Genomic DNA, 23,339 nt, shown 5'->3' on the forward strand with positions numbered 1-23,339 from the left:
GGATAAAACCCTGGCTATCCTTTCTCTATTTTCTAAATATAACTATAAAACCTATTAATATAAGAGTTATTGGAAATAATAAGTCAAAATCCATAGCAAAAAGAGTGAAGGATAGAGAAACAAGTGAAAATCCCCCAATAATTAAAGATGAAACTAACACACCCCTATCCTTTGTACCGAATAAATAAAGCTGAAACAATCCGAAAGAAACACTTAAGGGGAACACTGGCCAAAGGGATTCCATTAGATGCCATCCAAGTAGAATATTAGTGTAGAAAAGTAGACCAATAACAATTAGGATACCGGCTGGAACTAAAACCCCGGAATTTTTCTTTGTGGTAAAATAGGAGATTTCCAAACATAGTCCTGGGATAATAATAAACAAAGGCCAAATATAATAGAAGTTGAGATTTACAATATTGAAATTTACAAGCAAAAAAAGTACTCCTATGATGATTATTATTACTCCAATTAGAGTATTTGTTGTTTTCATAATATCACCGCCTTATTTACATATTATGCTAAAAAAACTTAATAATCAATCAAGAACTTAACAAATTTATGAATATAAAAAATTTATGGAGAGATTCTAATTATTGATATGATAATTGACTTGAAAGGAGAATAGTAAATGGATAAAAAGTATGTGATTGTAGGAGAAAATAACTCAGTATCATCATCTATGAGTAGAAAAGAGGCTATAAATAAAGCTAAAGAATATAGTAATGAGGGAAAAACGGCTTATATAGTTTCGGAAGAAGAGGGAAAAAGGATAAAGGAAGAAGGACGTTTCAATACTCCAGAATGGAAGGAGTAAAGGACGGGGCTGTCTCATAAAGGAGTCTTATGAGTATAGCCCCGGGGTGTTTCAGAATGAATAAAATTTCAAATAACGCAGAAATTCGTCATTCTGAGATACCCACTTTTGCATATTGCTATTTTGATGCATTTGTAATAGTTACCACCATACTTATTTCTCCGCCGCTTCTATCGGCTTCACTGAACATTTTTCCAAGGCATTTAAAAACTTCTTCTTTAGTGCCTGTTATATGGGTATTCATAGAATTTACTGAATAGTGCACATTTGCACCATGTAAGGCATTGATTGAATTGTCTATAACATTAGTTGCATGGGAAGTCTTTAAAGGGTATAAAGCGACTTCTGCTGTAATCATATTTTCACCTCTTAATTAAAATTTTATATGCAATAGTAGTATGTTATATATGATGAAAAATATGCTTTTAAAATCATAGAAAAATATACCTTTAAAGCTTTAAAGTAAAACTCATAGACATCAAATCTCCTTGGAAAATAGCAAAACAAAAAGGGGCTGTCTCATAAAGATCACTTATGAGTTCGGCCCCGGGGTGTTTCAGAATGAGTGAAGTTAAACCCGGATTACCCATAGAAAATTTAAAACTCTGCTACGCATTTTTGATTCTAAGACCTCCATCAAGTTCTCGACGTACGGCATGGGTATGACTTCGAACTTGATGAAAGTCTTAGAACTCAAAACTACTTGCACCCTTTTAAATTTTCCATGAATAATCAGGGTTTTAGGTTTTGAAATTTCAACGGTTTGGCTAGTACTGATGTACGTGCCAAGTCGGTGAATATTTCAAATAACGCAGAAATTCGCCATTATGAGACATCTCCCCTAAGAATATTTTTATATACTAAAAGTGCTGTGTATTTTTTTGTGTTTTATATCAGCGATATGAAATGGCAGATAGAGTAGACAAAAAATAAAGAATAGACCTGCTACAATTACAGGAATGTAATAAGGATACGATGGTAAATAATCAAGGATTGATGAAGTTTCGGGTTTGGCCCTTAAATATGAATAATTTCCATCTACCAAGTAATTAACAGAGCCTACAATAAACAAATAAATATAGCTCCAGTTAAAGGTCTTTTTCAATGACTTTAATGTTGGTCTATAGTCATAGGCTAATATCATAAAGAATACTGCAATTACTGTCCCTCCGTGTCCAATAAAGAACTGAATGTAGTTCCAATGGGGAAATATAAATCCACCGGTATCAGGAGTTAATAGGGCTTGGGTTGCTGCGCCTAATCCCCAAAAGTAAACAATTTCAAAGATTGAGTAACTTTCTTTAATAATCATAAGGATACATAGTATGACACTTATTCTACATAAATATAAAGGCAGTGATTCCTTTAGAGTAAACATTCCTCTTTCAATATACCAAAAATGCTGAAAAAATGACTGGAGGAATAAAATACTTGCGAGAATTCTACCAGCTATTCTTCTAATGTTATCGTCCTTAAAAAAATCCTTAGCAGCAAACATAAGTATTACTATACCTAAGATAAAGCTTAAAGCTATGACATGGTTTCTAGAGAATAAATACAATTGGTTGTCTCCTATGGTTGAATTCCAAAAAGAATCTAAATTAAAGGCGCTCTTACCAAAAGATAGACTTAAGTTATTTACTATTACAAATGAGAGTAGTGACAATTTTGTCTGCCCCCCTTCACCAGAAAATGACAAAATTATACACTTTTAATTATATTACAATAATTTACATATTGGAAGTGAATTAGGGGGTACCTTATTAAAATTAAGAAATGATTAAGAAAAGAGATTATTAAAGGCTCTATAAGTCATTATAGAGATTCCAGTCAAAACTTTAATTTATACACATCGAAAATCACTGGAAGTAGCGGATATTTTGATATGTATAAATCAAGATTTACTTGGAAATTTCTATACTAGGGTGTCCAAAGGAACTCGTAATAAATTTAATAAATCCCTTGGATGCATTTGACAAGTATCGATCCCTTTTCCAGGCAAGTCCTATTGTTACATCCATTGATTTCTTTAGTGGAAGACTGACTATTCGGTTATCATTTTCAACGATTTCTTTTAACAAGAAAGAAATACCAACGCCTTGGACAACAAGACTTTTAATAGTCTGCAATTGATTTGACGATAGTACTATATTAGGAGATATTTTATGTTTTTTGAAATGCTCCATAATTTTCTGCCTATGGTAGAAACCTTCTTTAAGCATAATAAGGGGCTCATCCTTAAGGTCTTTAAACTCTAATGATTCTTTGTCACATAGGTGGTGAGTCTTATTTAAACAAACTAAAATCTCACTTTGGGATATAGCCATAGTTTCTAACTGTTTAGAGGGCTCAGATATTATTACTATACCTAAATCAAGATCACCCTTTTCTATCATCATCCTTGTTTCAAGTGAGCCTTTTTCGTATATGGAGAGTTTTATTTGAGGGTATAGATTCTTAAAATTAACAAATATATGAGGAAATAAATATGTGCCAATCATAGGAGGAATTCCTATCTTTAGGTTTCCTTTTTTAAGAAGACCATAATCCCTCATTTCTGTAGTGGTATCCTTAACCAGTCTCAAAATGTTATTTATTCTTTCTAAGAAAACTTCTCCCTCGGTTGTAGGTTTTATTTGTCTCTTGCTTCTATCCAAAAGAATAACACCCAGTTCGTCCTCTAACTTTTGTATCGCATTCGTGATTGAAGGCTGAGCCACATGAAGGCTTTCAGCGGCTCTTGTAATATTATTGAAGCGGCAAACCCTTTGAAAATATTCTAATTGTCTTAATTCCATTTTAGCCTCCTTAATTTTTGTATGAATAATCCGGGTTGAATTATAGTTTAAAACTATTATACCATAGCAATATTATATTTTTCATTTATGAATCTGTTTGATAATATTAAGTTGAAGGAGTTAAGCTCCAATCGTGAAGTTCTGTTGAAGCAAAATAAGAAGGGAGAGTGGAAGATATGGATATTAATTTAAAGGCATTAGAAGTACATGAGGAAAAGCAAGGAAAAATTGAGGTTATAAGTAAGGTTAAGGTAAAGGATAAAGAAGATTTAAGTATTGCATATACACCGGGGGTTGCAGAGCCATGTAGAAAAATAAATGATAACGTAAATGATGTTTATAAATATACTTCAAAGGGAAACTTAGTTGCAGTAGTTTCAGATGGGACAGCGGTGTTAGGACTAGGTGACATTGGTCCGGAAGCATCATTACCTGTAATGGAAGGAAAGGCAATATTATTTAAGGAATTTGCAAATGTAGATGCCTTCCCGATATGTTTAAGGACGACAGATGTAGACGAGATAGTAAAAACGGTAAAATATTTAGAGCCTACATTTGGTGGAATCAATTTAGAGGATATCGCATCTCCAAGATGCTTTGAAATAGAAGAAAGACTAAAGAAAGAATTAAGTATTCCAGTATTCCATGATGACCAACATGGAACAGCTATAGTTACATCGGCTGGATTAATTAATGCTTTGAAGATTACTGATAAGAAGATTGAAGAGGTTACAATTGTTGTTAATGGACCGGGAGCAGCAGGAACAGCTATAGTTAAGATGCTGATAAATTTAGGTGCAAAGGATATAATTATATGTGACAGAGAAGGTATTATCTGTGAAGGTGATGAAAGAATAAGCGGACATAAAAAAGAACTTGCTGTGATGACTAATAGAAGTAAGAAGCAGGGAACATTAATAGATGCAATGGCAGGTGCAGATGTATTTATAGGGGTTTCTGCTCCAAATATTGTTAGTAAAGAGATGATAAGTGCCATGAATGAAAATGCAATAGTTTTCGCTATGGCTAATCCTATACCAGAAATAATGCCTGATTTAGCTAAAGAAGCCGGGGCAAAGGTAGTTGGTACAGGACGTTCTGACTTCCCAAATCAAATAAACAATGTTATAGCCTTTCCGGGGATTTTTAGAGGAGCTCTAGATGTTAGGGCAAGTGCTATTAACGAAGAAATGAAGGTGGCAGCGGCCTATGCGATTGCTGGAATAATTAGTGAAGATGAACTGTCTGAGGACTATGTTATACCTAATCCTTTTGACGAAAGAATAGTACAAAGGGTAGCTGAAGCAGTTGAAAAGGCTGCTTTAGATACAGGAGTAGCTGAAAAGAAATAGTCATATGCTTATATAAAAACTCTCTTTGGTGCATAACCAGGGGGAGTTTTTTAGGCCATTTTTTGAAGAAAAATCTGGACAAAATGAATGGATTTAAAGTCCCTGAGTTTTTATTAGGTGAGATGATGGATAATTTTTCAAAAAACATATTGACAAATGATGACTACAGTTGTAATCTATATACATAAACTACAATTGTAGTCGAAGGGAGTAGGAGGTGAAAGCTAGTGATAGATATGCCACAAATATCTGATTCTGAGTGGAAGGTTATGAAGATTCTTTGGACAAACTCTCCAGCTACAGCAAATGAAGTCCTTGAGAATTTAGTTAAGAATACAAATTGGAAGTCTACAACTGTAAAAACGCTACTTAGCAGATTGGTTAAAAAGGGAGCTATAGGTTTTGAAAAAAGGAATAGAACCTACTATTATTATCCCTTAGTAACCGAGGATGAATGTGTCAAAGCTGAAAGTAGATCATTTTTAAAAAGAGTCTATGGAGGGGCATTGAAATCCATGATTGCAAATTTTTTAGAGATACAGGACTTGTCGGAAGCAGATATCGAAGATCTTAAGAATATTCTTGACGAGAAGAAGGACTAGAATGGGGTAAGAAGATGGAGTATAGAGAGATATTTTACTGGGTAATAAATTCGTCTATCAAGGGAAGCCTTCTGGTAATAGGTATTCTACTAATAAAGCTATTGTTTAGAGAGAAGCTAGGTGCCAAATGGCATTATTACATCTGGCTTTTGCTTTTAACAAGATTAGTAATTCCAGTGGCGCCACAGAGTTCCATTAGCATTTTCAATTTATTTAACATAGTCAGTAAAGATAGGGGGATATTAAAAAATAACGTGCAATATAGCACAGATGAAATAGTTAGTTGGTTTAGGTTCAAGCTTTATGAGGAGCCCTTAGCTCAGAGTGGTGCACTTTCAGCTAATGAAACGGGGCTTTCAAAGTATTTAAGTATACTACTTGAAGACAGCATTCAAGCTAAATTAATGTTAACTTGGATCGTTGTTGCTATTGCCTTACTAACGTTTATAATAATAGCCAACGTGAGATTTAGGTTGAAGGTAAATAGTTCAGAGCAGAAAGTAAGCGATGGAACAAGACAATTAATAGAACTGTGTAAGTCGAAGATGGGAATAAAGAGCAACTTACAAACAATACATACTAATGCAGTTAAGTCACCGGCCCTATACGGATTGATTCGACCTTGTATACTGCTGCCTATTGATATACATAGCCAGGTGGATGAAAAGGAACTAGAATATATCATTTTACATGAACTTTCTCATTTTAAAAGAAAAGACATAGCTGTATTTTGGATAATGACTATATTAAAGGCAATCTACTGGTTCAACCCTATTATATGGTATGGATTGGGTCAAATGCGTGAAGACTGCGAAGTATCATGCGATGCCCTTGCACTTTCATATATTGATTTAGAGGATTTTAAAAAATATGGACAAACGATAATACGTTTGTTACAAAATACGACTAAACCTCTAAAGAATATAGGGGTAACAGGGATGTTGGGAACAAAGCAGCAACTAAAAAGGAGGATAAAAATGATCACTTTATTTAGAAAAAATAGATATAAACTGTCAATACTATCTATTACCATCTTGATATTAATGGGGTTTGTATTTCTTACAAATGCCAAAGAAAGCGCTATTCTAGAAAATGCGATAAAGGTAGATGTTTCTCAAGTTGAGGATATCAAGGGCGAAGCTAATAAAGCGGAAGGAATTTTGACTGATGAAACCAGCAAAATAATGATATGGCCTTTATCAGCTTCAACTACAATAACAAGTTCCTATGGAATGAAAAAACATCCTACCTTAAATGTTGAAAAAAAGCATACTGGAATTGATATAGCAGGAAAGAAAGGTGATTCCATAGTGGCAGCTGCCGATGGTACGGTAACGCTTTCAGAAGATCTAGGTGGATATGGAAAGTCTATAATCATTGATCATGGAAATGGTGTCGTTTCACTATATGCACATTGTAGTGAGTTAGTAGCTGAGAAAGATAAGAAGGTAAAGGCTGGAGATGAGATAGCAAAGGTTGGAAGTACAGGATGGTCTACAGCACCTCATCTTCATTTTGAAATAAGAAAAGAGGGTAAGGATGTAGACCCCTTTGATGGATATCTTGATAAAAAATATAATGAGCCAAAGAGAGAAAATTAAGATGATAAATTTCTAAGTTGTTTGAAAGTCATCCATTTTGTAGTGTGTCTGAGCTGAGATCATGAGATGTTTTTATGATTCAGCTCTTTTTTCAAGACTTATTAATAGTTAAATAGTATAGATTTAAACTCTGAGGCCTCCATACTATTTATATAAAGATTATATAAGATTTAATTAATGTATGAATAATAGGAATACGAGTTATATTAATGGTAATGGAGGGAGAAAATGAGTAGAGAAGTTATTTCCGACAAACAGGCAATATCACTAGTAATCATATTTATAGCAGGAACTAATGCCATAATGTTAACCGCTACTTCGGCCAAGAAAGATATATGGATTGCTATAATTATTGCAATACTATTGTCAATGGTAATGGCTTTTGTGTTTGGTAGACTTCATTATCTCTTTCCAAATAAGGACTGGCTGGAGATCTCAGAAATTTGTTTTGGAAGGTTTTTAGGAAAAATAATAAATATAGTTATTGTTTTATTTTTATTTGAATCTACTGCGCAGATATTAAGAAATACAACACAGTTTACTGTTGAGGTATCATATTTTAAAACGCCAAGAGTAATAGTAGACATAGTAATTATTATTATATGCATTTGGATTGTAAAGGCAGGAATTGAAGTAATGGGTAGATGGTCAGAGTTTTTTATTTTACCATTCACAATAGCTCCTCTTATAGTTATGATTTTATTGATTAATAGAATGAACATTAATAATATCCTTCCTATACTTGAGAATGGACTAAGCCCAGTGATTCATGGTGCTTTTGAAGCCGTAATGTTTCCTTTTACTCAGTCAATAGCTTTTTTAATGCTTATACCGAGCTTTAGTGAAAAAAAATCTGCATTTAAAGTTTTTACTGTAGGATTTTTAATAGGAGGCGGATTATTATTGCTATTAGTATTACCTACTATATTAATATTGGGTATAAATGAATCAAGCGAATTATTCTATCCTACATATGCAGCTGTTTCAAGATTGGAGATTGCTGATTTTATCCAGCGATTAGAGATTATAGTGGGAGCCCTATTTATGTTGGGAGCCTTTATAAAAGTTAGCATTTTCCTTATTGCAACCTGCAAGGGAGTCAGTAAAATATTAAAATTTATTGATTATCGATTTATAGTTACGCCAATTGGTCTTTTAATAGTTAATCTTGTTTATTTTGAATTTGACAATATAATGGAATACTTTATATTTGGAACAGGTGTATGGTACTATTATGTTATTCCATTTCAATTAGGTATACCAATTATTTTATGGATTACAGCCGAAATAAAAGTGAGAAGTCAACGAATAGATAAACTTAATCAAATATAAGAGTTCTAGAAAGGATGGACTATCTTTAAAAAGACCATCCTAATAATTTATGTATCTAATAAATTTACTGAGCCTATTTAATAGAAATATATATATCAATAATTTGGTTATTTATATCATCTGTATTATTATGGTATACCTCGAAATCACAATCATATCTTCTGTCTAGGTCAAGACACCATATCGATTTCCAAGCATCAATTACAGCTTGTTGAATGTGCCCGCGAACAGTGAATTTCGCATATTTTCCTTCACTTATAATCTTTGAAGTCAAATGTAAATGTGAAGCAGTAATGTTATCAACTTCGCAACAAGTCATGAAGTTATAAGGCTTAGTATAGTCTCCTTCGTAATCAGTATATAGACCGATCGTTTTTCTGTCTACCTTGTTTTCAATACCGCTATAAATGCCTTTGGCCATAAATTTTTCCCAAAGTAGACCAATGTCTTTAGCAGCCTGCATATTCTCATTTGTAGTTTTTTTAAGTAATCCTACCATTTTTTTTTCTTTAATCTCTACTATTTTATATTCCATTATACCCCTCCTAAAGTTTGTATATGAAATTATAGCATAGGTAATATGACAGCAATATGTCGTATATTCTGAAAAAATAGAAATAGATTTATGTCGCTTATCAACTTTCTGTTTCTTCTCATATTATAATTTGAGGAGGAGAGAATATGCTAAATGTTAAAGTATATGACGGACAAATAACAAAAAACTTCAATTTGATTGAATTTAAATGTAAAGCTGATGGTGAGCTCTTGCTAAATGCAGAGGTCATAGATCATATACAAAGACTTCAAAGATTTAGAGAATGGTATAAGAGAGTAATGTCAGTTATTTCAGGCTATAGAACGGAGGAGTATAATACAAAAATTGGTGGAAGTAAAAATAGTATGCATATAAAAGGGATTGCAAGTGATATTGCCTTACCAAGTGAATTCTACAGCTTTACAAAGGCTAGACAGGAAGAGTTTCTGAATAATGTTAAAAATAAATGGATTCAACTATGTGATGAGGATGGTTTAGGGGGAGGAGTAGGCTTCTATGATACTTTTTTTCACATTGATAGTAGGGAAAAGGGAAATTACAGCAATGGAAGCTATGCTTTCTGGGATAATAGGAGTAAGAAATAGGAAGTAAATCCAAAGCCTTAGTGAAGTAAGAGCAACTTCATCTAAAGGCTTTTTCCTTTAGGTGATATAAACATAAGCAGATACTAGGATTGTCACTAATATTTCTAATCCCATAGCATATTAAAACTAATATTATCCAAATATGATATAATACTAAATATATATTTCCATATTATGATAGGAGTTACAATGTATGAGGGATCTTAATTCTTAACTGTTATTTTTTAAAAGATTACTGACCCTGATTATAAAGGAGAGAATTATGATGTGGAGAAATAAATTTATTTTACGAGCATATGAACACTCACAAGTCAGAAAAGAGCGAGATTCTGATAGGCGTCAAAGATTAACTAATAAGGGCTTCAGACCTATAGAGTCAATTGTAGGACTGATGCTCATAGGAGTAATATCAATACTTATTTTAGCTATGCTCCCTAAAGTAATGCAAAATCGTAATTTACATAACCTTCTGAAGCTCCTGTACAGCGGTGCTTCAATTTTAGCATTATTAGGAGTGATAGCTATCCCAGTAGGTATATATAAATTTATAAAGAGGAAAGGATAATATAGATATACGTTTTAAAATTTAACCTTATTGAAAAAATGGAGGATAGCATGAAGTTTGAGAGATTAGTCGTAGATATAGATACCAATTGTTATGTTGTATATGATGAGGATACACTTGAGGCAATAATTATTGATCCAGGACATAATTCTAAAAAAATTATTAGTTTTATAGATAAGAATAGATTGATGCCTAGGGAAATCTTGTTAACCCATTGTCACTATGATCATATACGTGCAGTAGAGGAATTGAAAGAACTATATAGATGTAGTGTAGCTATTCATAAAAATGATGCAAAGGGACTTAAGGATCCTAAGATAAATCTTTCTAAGAAAGGTCTTAAAAAGCCGATCTCTATTATTGCTGATAAAGTGTTATTAGATAAATCTGTAATCAAAGTAGGTAATGTAGGCTTAAGAGTCATACATACTCCAGGACACACACCGGGCAGTATCTGTCTTAAGGTTAAAAATGAAGATATTATATTTACAGGAGATACGATTTTTGCAGATGGAGTTGGGCGATGGGATTTAGAAGGTGGAAATGAGAGCAAAATGAAAAGTACACTTATAAATAAGGTGAGTAAGTGGGAAGATAAAATTAAAATCTATCCTGGACATGGGGAATCTGAGACTATGGAATATATAGGAAGAAAAAATAGAGAGTTTTTATTCATAATTGGTAAATAAGAGAAAAGGCAGATATTTTTTATAAGGGTCTTGTCGAAACTTGCGATGATTTATTAAAGGAAAATTGAACTTTAGGAAGAATTACATTTATTGGGATTAAATGTATGAAAGTATAATAATATTTGTCAATTTTGATTTAGGAGGAATTTACATGTGGACCAGAAGTGAACTTAAGACCAGAGCAAAGGAAGTATTAAAGAAATCCTATTGGAAGGCATTTTTAGTGAGTCTTCTTATTGCATTTTTTAGTGGTGAAGGTAATAGATCATTTAATTTTAATTTTGGTCGTTCAGACTTTGCAAGATTCGGGGAATCATCAGAATTTGGAGGTGAAATTCTAGCCATAGCCTCTGTTATTATAATTATTATGGCTCTAGGAGGTATAGCTTTTCGAGTATTTTTAGGTTACCACTTGGAAGTTGGCGGCAGACGCTACTTTGTTAGGGCTGCACAGGACGATGAAAATATGGATAATGTTGGATATGCATTTAAAAATGGAAGGTATATGAACATTATAAAAGCTATGCTTTATAAAGGAGTGCTAGTATTTCTTTGGACCTTGTTACTTATTATCCCAGGTATTGTGAAATCATATGCATATAGAATGGTGCCCTATATCTTAACAGATAATCCCCATATTGGACATAAAAGAGCAGTAGAATTAAGTAATGAAATGACTAGAGGGCAAAAACTTGATATGTTTATACTAGATTTATCTTTCCTTGGCTGGTACATATTAGGTGTGTTGGCACTAGTAATAGGAACACTCTTTGTTTTACCGTATGATAATTCCACAAAGGCACAACTTTACCTAGTATTAAGACAGGAAGCTCTTGATAATGGAATATGTTCATATGAAGAACTCATGATAGACCGAGTTGAATAGATATGTTGAAAATGGGGGAAAGAAATGAAACCAGAAGATTTAGTACAAAAACAATTAGAATATTATAATTCTCATGATATTGAGGGCTTCGTGTCAACTTATAGTTCTGAGATAGAGATAATTAACTTAGAAGATAATTCAATTATGTTAAAGGGGCATGATGAACTAAAGAAGAAGTACACTGAAAGATTTGATATATATAAGGTACATGCCGATGTAGAAAATAGAATTGTAATAGGAAATAAGGTAATTGATCATGAATTTGTAACGGGATTGAAGGAAAATGAAATTGTTAAGGCTGTAGCTATATACGAGATTGAAAGGGATCTGATTAGTAGAGTGTGGTTTGTATTTGAATAAAGATTTTTTACTATGAATGATACCGCCAGCATTGTCGGATATGCTGGCGGTATACCTATGAGAGAATTTAATCAGTTAAGCATATTAACTGTGACCTCTATAAGCATGAATGCTAAATAACTTTTTTAAGCTTATTATCCATTATGCTTTATGTGTTAAGCAAAGGGAAGGGGATGGTTACAAGTATGAAAAAATTTTTATCATTATTATGTGTTGGAGCTTTAATGTTAAGTGTATTAAGTGGTTGTTCTAGTGAAACTGCTAAAATTAATGCATTCGAACAAGAAAATGAGGCATTAAAGAAAGAATTAAATGCTATAAATGAAAAATATCGTAAGGAGCTTGAGATAAGACAGTTATTAAATAAAAAGAGTTTTGAGATTATACATGCTATGAAAAATAAAGACATTGAGGTCTTAGAAAAATATTTATCTAAAGAGACTGCTTGTGCAGATGATAAAATCTCTTCTAAGCAATATGAGTACTTGTTTTCATCAGCTATTAGTGAAAATAGACTGCAAACATATTGGAATTGGGAAGACGAGTCGAATTTATTTTACATTGGATACTCAATAATGAAAATAGAAAATGGAATTGCTTTTCCTATTCAAGAAGAAGAGTTCGAATATCGTTTAGAAAATGGGGAATGGAAACTAGTTGGAATAGCACAACAATAAAAGTAACCATATTTGCTATATTTAAGAAAAATTTCATTATTAGTTATAGATACAAAAAGAACCACCTTTATTGATAGCGTTGGTGTATGACCATTAATCTAAAGGTGGTTCTTGTTGTTATTATATGAAAAATTCCATCATCGTCATGAATCTATTCCTTTGATGTAATACCAGAACTTATAAAGCCTTTTTCTAGACTTTTTCAAAAGGTAAGTTGTTTATGAAGTCGTAAACTCCGCCTGCAATGGCATATCCTAACTTTTTAAGAAACTCTTCATCCTGTAACTTTGCATGATCATTTTCATTGTCAATGAACAGATTTTCAGTCAGTATAGCCCATGCATTAATATTACTAGGATCAACAACATAAATATTTGTAGGTTTACCATTGATAATTCTTTGACTTGGACACTTCTTTACCTTTCTGTTGTACACACGTGTTTTGTAGATAAGTTCATTTTGAACATTATTAGCAAGGTCAACAGCATAATGTGAAGCATTGTCGTGTACCCAAGTTTCGATTCCGGTTCCACTTGGAGTTGCGTTTATATGAACGCTCACAAAAACATCGGAATGAAAATCGTTGGATATTTGAGTTCTTTTACTTAAAGATAGATAAGTATCAGAAGTACGAGTTAATTTTACGCTTGCCCCAAAACTCTTTAATCTTTCTTCAGCATACTTACTTATTTTTAAAGCTAATTCTTTTTCTTCTAAGCCGTTATAAGTAGCTCCAGGGTCTGAACCTCCATGACCTGGGTCTATACAGACAATTGCATCTCTTATATTCATAATATCAATCTCCTTTTAATTTTATAAAATATGGTTTTTAATATCTCCAATATCTTTTTTACTTTTACTGAGAAAGTTTAACCGGTTAAGCATCTCTCATATATAAAAGACGAATTTAGTGATAGAAATGTAAACCCCCAATTTGAAATTTTTTAAAGTTTTCTCGATTACATTAGATATTTTAAGTAAAATTATTAAGCTAACGAGATATTTTGTGAATCTAAAGAAGATATGGATGCCTATGTAAATATGGGGATAGATCTCTAAATAATAGAAAATAAGTCGACTAAGGTGTAAGATTAAACCCTAATCGACTTATTTGGTTATGAATAAAAACAACTATTTATCTAACTTTGTAAAATACTTAACTGACCATTTTTCCAGTATATCTAAAGCCGGAAAAATTTCTTTACCCATTTCAGTAAGCTCAAACTCTACCCTTGGAGGAACTTCGGGATAGGTGGTTTTAAATACTAGGCCATCATCCTCTAATTGCTTTAGCTTTTCATTCAATACTTTTTGACTTATGCCACAGGTCATTCGCTGTAGTTCAAGAAATCTTTTGGGGCCTCCGTTGAGGTGGCAGATGATGACAGACTTCCATTTGCCGCGTATCATGTCCATTCCAAGATCTAAATGACATACATATTTTTTATTATTATACTCTAACATTTACACACCTGCTTACTTGATAATATATGTTGTAATTATATCAGTTTGATAAATAATCATCAAATAGACAAAGAATATCTATATATAATAATATTCCTTAATCCAGGTTTAAACCTATAATTTTCAAAAATCTTACCTAAAAGTAAGTTATCTTACTAAAAAGTGCATACTTGCTATAGATCCTAATATTAAATATAATTTTAATTAAAAGATTAGAACTAATATATAAGATGCAGAATATATTTAACAAGGTAGGTGTTAAATTTAATAATTAGGAGGAGGATATATGAAGGTAGTAGCTTTTAATGGAAGCCCTAGGAAAGAAGGAAATACTTACTATGCTATAAAGATGGTCATGAATGAACTGGAGAAGGAAGGTATAAAAACTGAAATAGTGCATGTTGGTAATAAAAGAATTAGGGGATGCGTCGCATGTTATCAATGTTCAGCAAATAAAGACGAAAGATGTGCAATTCAAGATGATGAGGTTAATGATTGGATTCAAAAAATGAAAGAAGCCGATGGCATAGTTATAGGATCTCCCGTATATTATTCAGGTGTTGCCGGAACTATGAAATCCTTCTTAGATAGAGCATTTCTAGTTGCGGGTGTTAATGATAGAATGTTAAGGCACAAGGTTGGAGCATCTGTTGTTGCTGTAAGACGTTCCGGTGGAATACCAACATTTAATCAACTAAACCAGTATATCAATTATTCAGAGATGATAATGCCAACTTCAAATTATTGGAACGTTATTCATGGAACTAATCCTGGAGAGGCATTGCAAGATGAAGAAGGGGTACAGATTATGAAAGTACTTGGTAAAAATATGGCGTGGCTTATGAAATTAGCTGAAAATGGAAAGGGTAAAGCTGAGGTAGCAGAAGCGGAAGAAAAAGTATTCACAAACTTTATTCGTTAATATTTGATAGGATTGCCATAGATGCATGGTAATAAAAGCATATCTTTGTATATCAATAAAATACTATATTGGAGGGAACTAATAATGGATGCAATTTTTAAAAGAAGAAGTATAAGAAAATATGAAAGTAGAACTGTAGAAAAGGAAAAGATAGAGCTGCTTTTAAAGGCAGCAATGCAGGCACCATCTGCAGGAAATCAGCAGCCTTGGGAATTTATAGTTGTACAGAATAAAGAAATGTTAAAAAATCTATCGATGATGAGTCCTTATGCTGGAATGGTCGCTGAGGCGCCTTTGGCAATTGTTTTGTTAGGGAATAAGGATTATATGAAATATCCCGAAAACTGGGAGCAAGATATGGGTGCAGCTACTCAGAACTTACTTTTGCAAGCGGTGGAATTAGATTTGGGAGCAGTTTGGTTAGGTGTGGCACCTCTAGAGGAGCGAATGGATTATGTAAATAGATTATTTAATCTTTCTGAGAATATCATGCCATATTGTGTCGTTCCAATTGGTTATCCAAAGGGGCAGGAAAATAAGATGATTGACCGATTTGATGAAGAGAGAGTACACTACGAAAAGTACTAAATATTATGAAAGAAAGAAGTATACATTTTCTATATTTGATGTTTAATAAAAAATCCCTTGGCATAGCAAAAGCTATTGCTTAAGGTTTTTTTTATTTTAACTAAATATAAACAACTTCAAGGTTTAATAAATTTCAAAGAAAAAATGTAGAAGCGTTCATTATTTTCTTTAAAATTTATTTTGAATGTTAATGTTGTTTATCTATAAAAAATTATAAAATCGACAAAAATAGTCAAAGGAACTATACAAAATTTGTCTAAAGTTAATAAAGCTAAGAAACTAGCTTTAATATTGAACTGTTTAAAGAGGAAGAGCTAATGGGGGCGTTTGTGATGAGAAGAAAAAGGATAGAAGTTTTGTTAGGTTTATGTCTATTTGTTTCTCTATTTTTATTGGTGGCTTGCAGTGCAGATAAGGAAATAGAGACATATACATCAAATGATGAAGAGATAAAACTAATTGTTGAGGAGGTATTGAGTAAACCCGATGGTGATATAGATTTTGTAAGTGTTTACTACAAAAGAAATGACAGGCACATTAAATACCGAGATATAAAATATGAAGGAAGTGAATCTAAAAAAAGGACAATTATTTCTTTAAAGAATCTTAATTGGAATAGGGCTAATGAATATTATGTATATATCAATTTTAGGGAGCGTCTGTATACTACAAAAGTGACTAAAGAAGATATGGGAAAAAGTATTACGATCAATTATAATAAAAACAAGTACGGTAAACTACAGGTATCCATACCATTTGCGAAAGACAATTATAAAGTGGATGATATCTTAGTACATCATGATACTGGTGAAAAGAATTTAAAAAGTGTCTATACGGGTGCCTTCAACAATAATATAGATTTACCCTATGGGAGATATGACATTCAAGTCAACGCACATGATAATGAGAATGTATATATTTTTTATAAGGAAAATGTTGTTATTGAAAATGATTATAGTCTAATTGAATTCAATAGAAATGATGTAGCCAAACTGAAGATAGAAATTGACTATGGTGAGTATGATGATGCAAAGCTGGTTTTGCTCAGCTCTTCCCATAAAGAAGGTGAGTTTTCAAAGCTAACAAGTTTAAGTAGTTCTTCGGTAAAAAAAATAGCAGAGTTTGATGGATTGTGTGTTTCGAAGGGTAAGCAAGATATTTATATACATATAAGAAATCAAGGCTGGAATTATACATTAGGTAAATATTTAGAGGTAGAGAGCGATACAAAGCTAAACTTTAATTTGGATTTACAAGCTAAGATTGAGGGTGAAGAGACTAAATTCCAACCGGGCATTGAGTTAAATAGAAAAATTAAGCCAATATTTAGATTTCGTGATGGTTATGGAAATATTCTAATCAATATTAATGAACCACTTAATGAAGTGGTTGAAGGAATTATAGAGTTTAAAAAGGGAGATAAAATTGAAAGACAAAACTTTGATAAATTAAAAGATATTAAAAATATAAGTGTACCTGAAGAAACAGGAGACTATGAAATGACTCTAAAACTAATTGGGGGTCCAATAGAGATAATGTCAGCAACAAAGGAGATAATTATTGGATGGGGAGAAGAATAGAGAGAACAACACAGATATCGTTGGAAATATTAAAAAACTCAGTGGTATCGAAGCCTTACGTTATGGTTAGAGTCCTCTTCTGTAAAGAACCAAAAATGGGATGAATCATAATGATAAATTTCTGAAACATCCCACTTTTATATTCTAAAGGCTTATAATTTCATTTATGCAATCTTGGCAAATATGTTTTTCCTTAAAGCTCTTTAAGTCGTGTGCATTATCGCAGATTGAACAATACTCTCTATACTCCATAAGGACAATAGAAGTAGAATCAGCAAATATTTCTAAAGGTACTTGATATCCGATAGATAATTCCTGTCTCAATGACTTGGGGAGTTCAATACGTCCAACTTTATCTAGTTTGTTAATGTATCCAGTTGACTTCATTAAAAAGACCTCCTTTAATTATATAATAGAGTTTATATTGCAATTTTAAAAAATAATTCATACATATTGATTATTTTATACACTATTATAAATCAAGAGGGATGTCGAAACATAGTAAAATAAGGCGAAGAAATTAAAATAAATGAATTTTTTTGTAATATTGAGAGATGGCTTTTAAATAAGAAGACAATATGAAGGTTATAAGGGATTTAATGTAATATGAAATTCTTCATTTCTCAAGGTAAAATAAGAACTCAAAGATATTAAATCCTTTCGTTTTGGTCAGATTTTTTTGAAAAATGGCCTCAATAAAACTCCTCCTTGTAGTATTTGGTCAAGGAGGAGTTTGAATTCAAATTATCTATTTTTTCATAGCTTTTTCCGCAAATTCAGTAGTAACTATTTCTGCGTAAGGTGCTCTTTTTTCAAGTCCTATTGCCTGATCTATAATATCCATCATATGATTAAGTCCATCTTCGGTCAAAATCAAGTCAGGCTTCCAAGTATCCTGAGCCTTGTATCTCTCAACTAGAGAAACTAAAACTTCTAAGTCGGCATCAGGAAAATGAGGTTGTAGAGATTTTGCGATCTCTTCAGCACTATGACTTTCGACCCATTTCATGCCTTTATAAACTCCATTTGTAAATGCCTGGATTATCTCTGGCTTCTTTTCGATATAGCTTTTCTTAGCTGAGTAGCAAGTATAAGGAATGTATCCGCCTTCCTTACCTATAGAAGCTACAATATAACCAGCGCCTTCTTTTTCCATCATTGTTGCTGTAGGTTCGAAGAGAGTAACGAAGTCTCCTTCGCCTCCCTTAAAGGCTCCAGCCATTACAGAAAACTGAATATCAGTCCGAACTGTAACGTCTTTTCCTGGTTCTAAGCCATGCTTTCTAAGAACGTACTCCAAAGTCATTTCAGGCATACCGCCTTTTCTACCACCGATAATAGTTTTTCCTTTAAGGGTATTGAAGTCAAAGTTATCAATTTTTTCTCTACCCATTAAAAATGATCCGTCTCTTTGCGTAAGCTGGGCAAAGTTTATTGCATAGTCTTCCTTACCTTGGTTATAAACGTATACGGAGGCTTCTGGGCCCATAAAACCTATATCTGCTTGATCAGACAATAATGCAGTCATAGTTTTGTCTGCACCCTTAGTGTTCATGAACTCCACATCAAGGCCTTCTTCCTCAAAGAAGCCCTCTGTTAAAGCAACATATTGAGGAGCATAGAACACTGAGTGGGTTACCTCTGCCACAGTAACCTTTGTCAATTCCTTTTCGCCACATCCTGCTAAAGCTATAGATACCACCAGAACTATAGACAGTAACAATGAAATAGCCTTAAACTTTTTCATTAAAATCCCTCCACAATCTCTAATAATAGAATTTTGCCTATACTATCATTATATTCGGAGTATGTTGTATGGTTACAAAATAGAGATTTAATGAAAAGAACTTATTCTTAATATTATAATTTGCTAGTATTACCTCCATGTAATTTCTTCTGAAATCAATTGTAAAATCGATAGAAGTATAAAATAAAGCATATCTCTTTCTCTTGAAATACTATCACGATTAACTATATATAGTAATATCATGAAGAAGAATGAAAATAATATATTAGAGGGTTGGTGGGTTATGGAAGAGTTTACGTATAGAGGGATGCGGTACTATATTCAACGACACGAGCATAAAGAAAATAAATATAAAGCTATAATTCGTATTAATGGAACTAATTATTTTCAATTTGGAAATGACAAAGAAAGTGCTAAAAGATATATGGAGAAATATATTGACACTAAAATAGATTCCAAAAAGTAGGTATTCTAGTCAGAGATAATACTAATTTTACTGAAAATACTATAAAAAATTATTCGTCGGAAAATCTCTAAAAGATTTTCTGTTTTTCATTTATGGGGCTATTATAAATGTGAAATAATTCTAAACCTACTTGTCAAAATCTATCTACTAATGTCATTCAACGCTTTATTCTATTAAGCAAAAGACAATTCATGTATCAAATATTTTGTTTTGGAAATTAATATTCATATATGAATCTCCTTTAATATTTAGTAAAATTATATTTGATGATATTATTATGAAAATAAGGCATTTAATCAATAAAAGGAAAGAGGTATGAGATGAAAATAGCGTTAATATCAGATATTCATGGCAATTTAATAGCCTTAAGGGAAGTTCTATTGGATATAGAAAATAGAAACATTGACAGTATGTATTGTTTAGGAGACTTAGTAGGCTACGGGCCTTTTCCAAATGAAGTTATTGATGTGATGAAGGAGAAAGGGATACCGACTGTTCAAGGAAATTATGATGAGAAAGTGACTAAGGATTCTAACAGATCAAGTTTAGCAAATGATGAAATAGGCAATTTGTCTATTAAAGAGCAAATATTGATTTGGACTCAAGATAACATTAGCAAAGAAAATATAAAGTGGCTAGAAAGCTTACCTGAAAAAATTGAGGTTGAAGTGGAAGGAAGGAAAGTGTTATTAGTTCACGGGAGTCCGAGAAGAAATAATGAGTACTTATATGAAGGTTCAACTGAGCTAGATGAAATAGGAGAAATTATTGATGTAGATGTTATGGCTTGTGGACATACTCATAAAGCCTATCATGAAATAGTTAATGGAATACATATGATAAACTCAGGGACTGTGGGGAGACCAAAAGATGGTAGTCCAGATATAACATATATGATAATTGATATTACTGACAATAATATTGAGACTGAAATGGTAAAGTTAGAGTATGATTATGAAGCAGTAGCAAAAGCAATAGAGGATAGTGATTTACCAAATGAAATGGCGGAAAAAATAAGAAAAGGTGTTAAGTAAAAGTTTGAGAAAGAGGGTGTCTCATAAAAAACCTTTATGAGACAGCCCATTTTTTATGTAATATAATATGTTAAAGGTGTCCAAATTGCAAGCTGAATTCATACAATGAATTGAGGAGGTAGCTGGACATGAGATATATAAAAGAGAATCTTAAAGAATTCGAGATATGTAATATCACTAAATGGCATGAATTAGGCTACACAGGAAAAGGTATAAAAATAGCGGAAATTGAATCATGTATATCTGACCTATGGATCTTTGATGGTATGCTTAGGGATCCATTTAATATAGGAGAGAATGCCAAAATGAACAGTCATGGACAAAAGGTCCTTGATGTGATTCATCAAGTAGCGCCTGACTCTGAGCTTTATATGCTGCCTTCCGGTATAAATGCAAGTGGAACAGATACCTCAGGTAGTCTAATTAACGAGACACTTAAATTTGCAATAAAAGAGGGTATTCACATTATTAATGCAAGTTTAGGTGGAGTAGATAACAAAAAATTGAACAGAGAAATATTTAAAGTACAAGAATATGGAACTGTATTTGTAACTAGTGGTGGAAATGATGGTGAAAAGGGTACTAAAGGTTTTGCTAAAAGCAATGTATGGATAAGTGTAGCAGCAGTACACTTAAAAAGCAAAAACTATAAGATTGAAAGACCTACTTACTCAAGTACTGGTAAAGCCTTGGACTTTAGTTCATTCTCGAATTTATTCATTCATAATGCAAAGGAAAAGGAAAGGGTATTCCCTGTTCAAGGCACAAGCTTCAGTTCTCCAATGTTTGCGGCAATGCTCGCCTTGGTTCAACAATTTTTTAAGGAAAAAGCAGGAAGAACTCTATATCAAGATGAAATATATATATTTGTTCAAGATCATTGTCTGGATTTAGGTGAGATTGGATACGATGAATATCATGGATATGGACTATTTATTTTACCACTGCCAAAGGAGATAGATGTGAATAAATATATGATAAAAGAAGGTGACGAAGAGGTGAGTAAAGTCATTAAAGATTTAGATAGGCTACATTCCTATGTAGGGGCGTTGGCAGGAGAATTAATAAGAAAGAGTAAAGAAAATGGAGTAGAAATAATAGTTACCGAAACATTTAGGACCAAAGAAAGACAGCAAGAGCTATACAATCAGGGGAGAACTACACCGGGGCAAATTGTTACTAATGCAAAACCTGGAGACTCAATCCATAACTATGGATTGGCATTTGATATTGTTCCAGTTGAAAAAGGAAAGGCATTATGGGATAGATATGATTTGTTTAAAAAAGTTGGAGCAATTGGAGTTGCTTTAGGACTAGAATGGGGAGGGAATTGGAGGAGCTTTAAAGATTATCCCCATTTTCAATGGACAGGGGGGTTAACATTGAAAGATTTAAAAGCTGGAAAATTGCCAGTAGATCCAAATTCAGAGATATCAGAATGGGCTAAAGAAGCACAAAATTGGGTTATGAATGAAGGAATTTCAGATGGAACGAATCCAAAAGGCTTAGTTACTAGAGAACAGTTTTGGACAATGCTATATAGATACCATCAAAAGTACAACAAGTAGATATTGTAATAGAAAGGTAGACCAGAAAATCTGGTCTTTCTTTATTGGCTATATTTCTTAATATTATAGATTAAAACTATTATATTATAAAAGAATAATATTTTTAATCTATAATTATGTATGCTAATATGAAATTAGCTAATAGTAATTATATAGGGAGGTTGATTAATTTGAATACAAGATTAACTGAATTACTAAATATTAAATATCCAATTATTCAAGGGGCTATGGTTTGGGTTTCAGAATCAAATCTAGTGAGTGCAGTTTCAAATGCTGGAGCAGCAGGAATCATAGCCAGCGGAGGTAGAAGTGCAGAATGGGTAAGGAAAGAGATACAAAGGACAAAAGAATTAACCGATAAGCCTTTTGGAGTAAACGTTGTGATGATGGCCCAGAACAAAGATGAAATAGTAGATGTAATATGTGAAGAAAAAGTTGATTTTGTAACCCTAGGTGCTGGAAACCCATTACCGTATTTTGAGAAGCTTCACGATGCTGGCATAAAAGTGATTCCAGTAGTGCCAAATACAAAACTTGCAAAAAGGGTAGAAAAAGCTGGTGCCGATGCTGTAATCATTGAAGGCATGGAAGCGGGCGGACACATTGGGAAATTAACAACTATGGCTTTAATGACAAATGTTATACCCGAGATCTCTATTCCTGTAATAGTTGCTGGTGGAATCGTTGATGGAAGAGGTATTGCAGCAGCGCTTATAATGGGAGCACAAGGAGTTCAAATGGGTTCGAAATTTTTATTAGCTGATGAATGCATAATGCATCCTAAGGCAAAGCAGAGGATAATTGAAGCTCAGGATACGGACTCTATTGTTACAGGTTATAGTAGAGGTCACGGTGTTAGAGGAATTAGAAATACTTTTACTAATAAATACCTAGAGCTTGAAATACAAGGAGCACCACAGGAAAGTCTTGATAAGCTTGCTACTGGAACTAGTAAACTGGCTTCTATTGATGGGGATATAGAAAATGGATTAGTACAGGTAGGACAGAGCTTAAATCTTTTAGATGAGATAGAGCCAGCTAAAGCTATAGTTGAAGAATTAATAAAAGAAGCAGAATTGACGTTGAACAAAACAAAATTTTAGAAATATAGAGATTCCAGTCAAAACTATAATTTATACAAATCAAAACTC

27 protein-coding genes are annotated in these 23,339 nt (G+C 32.7%); 18 read left to right on the forward strand and 9 right to left on the reverse strand.

Annotation, left to right across the window (positions count from 1 at the left end):
- Nucleotides 1–25 precede the first annotated feature (25 nt).
- Nucleotides 26–493, reverse strand: coding sequence for a LiaF transmembrane domain-containing protein (locus tag R9X47_RS25060; protein ID WP_432663849.1), 468 nt, complete (start codon nucleotides 491–493; stop codon nucleotides 26–28).
- 138 nt (nucleotides 494–631) lie between these two features.
- On the opposite strand from R9X47_RS25060, the gene R9X47_RS25065 reads away from it, so the two are divergent.
- Nucleotides 632–817, forward strand: a complete 186-nt coding sequence (locus R9X47_RS25065; protein WP_432663850.1) for a hypothetical protein — start codon at nucleotides 632–634, stop codon at nucleotides 815–817.
- A gap of 118 nt (nucleotides 818–935) precedes the next feature.
- On the opposite strand, the gene R9X47_RS25070 is transcribed toward R9X47_RS25065, so the two are convergent.
- From R9X47_RS25070 to R9X47_RS25080, 3 genes are all read right to left on the reverse strand, one after another.
- Entirely contained in the window at nucleotides 936–1,175 is a 240-nt protein-coding gene (locus R9X47_RS25070) for a YkoF family thiamine/hydroxymethylpyrimidine-binding protein (RefSeq protein WP_432663851.1), read from the reverse strand.
- A 495-nt stretch (nucleotides 1,176–1,670) separates the two neighbouring features.
- Entirely contained in the window at nucleotides 1,671–2,483 is an 813-nt protein-coding gene (locus tag R9X47_RS25075; RefSeq protein ID WP_432663852.1) for a TIGR02206 family membrane protein, read from the reverse strand.
- A gap of 235 nt (nucleotides 2,484–2,718) precedes the next feature.
- The gene (locus R9X47_RS25080; RefSeq protein ID WP_432663853.1) at nucleotides 2,719–3,615 is read right to left on the reverse strand and encodes a LysR family transcriptional regulator; all 897 of its coding nucleotides are present in this window, start codon (nucleotides 3,613–3,615) and stop codon (nucleotides 2,719–2,721) included.
- Between the two features lie 176 nt (nucleotides 3,616–3,791).
- On the opposite strand from R9X47_RS25080, the gene R9X47_RS25085 reads away from it, so the two are divergent.
- From R9X47_RS25085 to R9X47_RS25100, 4 genes are all read left to right on the forward strand, one after another.
- On the forward strand, nucleotides 3,792–4,967 hold the full coding sequence (locus tag R9X47_RS25085; RefSeq protein WP_432663854.1) for an NAD(P)-dependent malic enzyme: 1,176 nt from the start codon (nucleotides 3,792–3,794) through the stop codon (nucleotides 4,965–4,967).
- A 236-nt stretch (nucleotides 4,968–5,203) separates the two neighbouring features.
- A complete protein-coding gene (locus R9X47_RS25090; RefSeq protein WP_432667694.1) occupies nucleotides 5,204–5,569 on the forward strand; it encodes a BlaI/MecI/CopY family transcriptional regulator in 366 nt (121 codons plus the stop codon).
- 14 nt (nucleotides 5,570–5,583) lie between these two features.
- A complete protein-coding gene (locus R9X47_RS25095; protein WP_432663855.1) occupies nucleotides 5,584–7,170 on the forward strand; it encodes a M56 family metallopeptidase in 1,587 nt (528 codons plus the stop codon).
- 228 nt (nucleotides 7,171–7,398) lie between these two features.
- On the forward strand, nucleotides 7,399–8,502 hold the full coding sequence (locus tag R9X47_RS25100; RefSeq protein ID WP_432663856.1) for a GerAB/ArcD/ProY family transporter: 1,104 nt from the start codon (nucleotides 7,399–7,401) through the stop codon (nucleotides 8,500–8,502).
- A 73-nt stretch (nucleotides 8,503–8,575) separates the two neighbouring features.
- On the opposite strand, the gene R9X47_RS25105 is transcribed toward R9X47_RS25100, so the two are convergent.
- Nucleotides 8,576–9,037: a GyrI-like domain-containing protein gene (locus R9X47_RS25105; protein ID WP_432663857.1), complete on the reverse strand. Its 462-nt coding sequence runs from the start codon at nucleotides 9,035–9,037 to the stop codon at nucleotides 8,576–8,578.
- A gap of 146 nt (nucleotides 9,038–9,183) precedes the next feature.
- Here R9X47_RS25105 and R9X47_RS25110 point away from each other — a divergent pair, with 146 nt between their 5' ends.
- The 6 genes from R9X47_RS25110 to R9X47_RS25135 all read left to right on the forward strand — a co-directional run bounded on the left by R9X47_RS25110 (nucleotide 9,184) and on the right by R9X47_RS25135 (nucleotide 12,819).
- Nucleotides 9,184–9,642 carry a D-Ala-D-Ala carboxypeptidase family metallohydrolase gene (locus tag R9X47_RS25110; RefSeq protein ID WP_432663858.1) on the forward strand — a complete coding sequence of 153 codons (459 nt, stop codon included), beginning with the start codon at nucleotides 9,184–9,186 and terminating at the stop codon, nucleotides 9,640–9,642.
- A gap of 262 nt (nucleotides 9,643–9,904) precedes the next feature.
- Nucleotides 9,905–10,207, forward strand: a complete 303-nt coding sequence (locus R9X47_RS25115; RefSeq protein WP_432663859.1) for a hypothetical protein — start codon at nucleotides 9,905–9,907, stop codon at nucleotides 10,205–10,207.
- Between the two features lie 50 nt (nucleotides 10,208–10,257).
- Nucleotides 10,258–10,896 (forward strand): MBL fold metallo-hydrolase, encoded by a 639-nt coding sequence (locus R9X47_RS25120; RefSeq protein WP_432663860.1) that lies wholly within the window; start codon nucleotides 10,258–10,260, stop codon nucleotides 10,894–10,896.
- A gap of 151 nt (nucleotides 10,897–11,047) precedes the next feature.
- Nucleotides 11,048–11,782 (forward strand): DUF975 family protein, encoded by a 735-nt coding sequence (locus R9X47_RS25125; RefSeq protein ID WP_432663861.1) that lies wholly within the window; start codon nucleotides 11,048–11,050, stop codon nucleotides 11,780–11,782.
- Nucleotides 11,783–11,806: 24 nt separating this feature from the next.
- Nucleotides 11,807–12,142, forward strand: a complete 336-nt coding sequence (locus R9X47_RS25130) for a nuclear transport factor 2 family protein (protein WP_432663862.1) — start codon at nucleotides 11,807–11,809, stop codon at nucleotides 12,140–12,142.
- A gap of 185 nt (nucleotides 12,143–12,327) precedes the next feature.
- Nucleotides 12,328–12,819, forward strand: coding sequence for a hypothetical protein (locus R9X47_RS25135; RefSeq protein ID WP_432663863.1), 492 nt, complete (start codon nucleotides 12,328–12,330; stop codon nucleotides 12,817–12,819).
- A gap of 192 nt (nucleotides 12,820–13,011) precedes the next feature.
- Here the strand turns inward: R9X47_RS25135 and R9X47_RS25140 are convergent, their stop codons facing one another.
- A complete protein-coding gene (locus R9X47_RS25140; protein ID WP_432663864.1) occupies nucleotides 13,012–13,611 on the reverse strand; it encodes an N-acetylmuramoyl-L-alanine amidase in 600 nt (199 codons plus the stop codon).
- A 339-nt stretch (nucleotides 13,612–13,950) separates the two neighbouring features.
- Nucleotides 13,951–14,283 (reverse strand): winged helix-turn-helix transcriptional regulator, encoded by a 333-nt coding sequence (locus tag R9X47_RS25145; RefSeq protein WP_432663865.1) that lies wholly within the window; start codon nucleotides 14,281–14,283, stop codon nucleotides 13,951–13,953.
- Nucleotides 14,284–14,569: 286 nt separating this feature from the next.
- Here R9X47_RS25145 and R9X47_RS25150 point away from each other — a divergent pair, with 286 nt between their 5' ends.
- The 3 genes from R9X47_RS25150 to R9X47_RS25160 all read left to right on the forward strand — a co-directional run bounded on the left by R9X47_RS25150 (nucleotide 14,570) and on the right by R9X47_RS25160 (nucleotide 17,373).
- A complete protein-coding gene (locus R9X47_RS25150; protein WP_432663866.1) occupies nucleotides 14,570–15,205 on the forward strand; it encodes a flavodoxin family protein in 636 nt (211 codons plus the stop codon).
- Nucleotides 15,206–15,289: 84 nt separating this feature from the next.
- Nucleotides 15,290–15,793 carry a nitroreductase family protein gene (locus R9X47_RS25155; RefSeq protein WP_432663867.1) on the forward strand — a complete coding sequence of 168 codons (504 nt, stop codon included), beginning with the start codon at nucleotides 15,290–15,292 and terminating at the stop codon, nucleotides 15,791–15,793.
- Nucleotides 15,794–16,125: 332 nt separating this feature from the next.
- Complete coding sequence (locus tag R9X47_RS25160; RefSeq protein ID WP_432663868.1) at nucleotides 16,126–17,373, forward strand: hypothetical protein; 1,248 nt, start codon at nucleotides 16,126–16,128, stop codon at nucleotides 17,371–17,373.
- A 144-nt stretch (nucleotides 17,374–17,517) separates the two neighbouring features.
- On the opposite strand, the gene R9X47_RS25165 is transcribed toward R9X47_RS25160, so the two are convergent.
- Both R9X47_RS25165 and R9X47_RS25170 read right to left on the reverse strand, forming a co-directional pair.
- Nucleotides 17,518–17,760: an AbrB/MazE/SpoVT family DNA-binding domain-containing protein gene (locus tag R9X47_RS25165; RefSeq protein WP_432663869.1), complete on the reverse strand. Its 243-nt coding sequence runs from the start codon at nucleotides 17,758–17,760 to the stop codon at nucleotides 17,518–17,520.
- A gap of 361 nt (nucleotides 17,761–18,121) precedes the next feature.
- Nucleotides 18,122–19,120: an ABC transporter substrate-binding protein gene (locus R9X47_RS25170; protein ID WP_432663870.1), complete on the reverse strand. Its 999-nt coding sequence runs from the start codon at nucleotides 19,118–19,120 to the stop codon at nucleotides 18,122–18,124.
- Nucleotides 19,121–19,403: 283 nt separating this feature from the next.
- Between R9X47_RS25170 and R9X47_RS25175 the strand changes: the two genes are divergently transcribed.
- From R9X47_RS25175 to R9X47_RS25190, 4 genes are all read left to right on the forward strand, one after another.
- Nucleotides 19,404–19,586, forward strand: a complete 183-nt coding sequence (locus R9X47_RS25175) for a hypothetical protein (protein ID WP_432663871.1) — start codon at nucleotides 19,404–19,406, stop codon at nucleotides 19,584–19,586.
- Between the two features lie 320 nt (nucleotides 19,587–19,906).
- The gene (locus tag R9X47_RS25180) at nucleotides 19,907–20,620 is read left to right on the forward strand and encodes a metallophosphoesterase family protein (protein ID WP_432663872.1); all 714 of its coding nucleotides are present in this window, start codon (nucleotides 19,907–19,909) and stop codon (nucleotides 20,618–20,620) included.
- Between the two features lie 128 nt (nucleotides 20,621–20,748).
- On the forward strand, nucleotides 20,749–22,188 hold the full coding sequence (locus R9X47_RS25185; protein WP_432663873.1) for a S8 family serine peptidase: 1,440 nt from the start codon (nucleotides 20,749–20,751) through the stop codon (nucleotides 22,186–22,188).
- A 170-nt stretch (nucleotides 22,189–22,358) separates the two neighbouring features.
- Nucleotides 22,359–23,291, forward strand: a complete 933-nt coding sequence (locus R9X47_RS25190) for a nitronate monooxygenase (RefSeq protein ID WP_432663874.1) — start codon at nucleotides 22,359–22,361, stop codon at nucleotides 23,289–23,291.
- Nucleotides 23,292–23,339: the final 48 nt, after the last annotated feature.

This window comes from Wukongibacter baidiensis (assembly GCF_050888315.1).
Lineage (GTDB): Bacteria > Bacillota > Clostridia > Peptostreptococcales > Caminicellaceae > Wukongibacter > Wukongibacter baidiensis.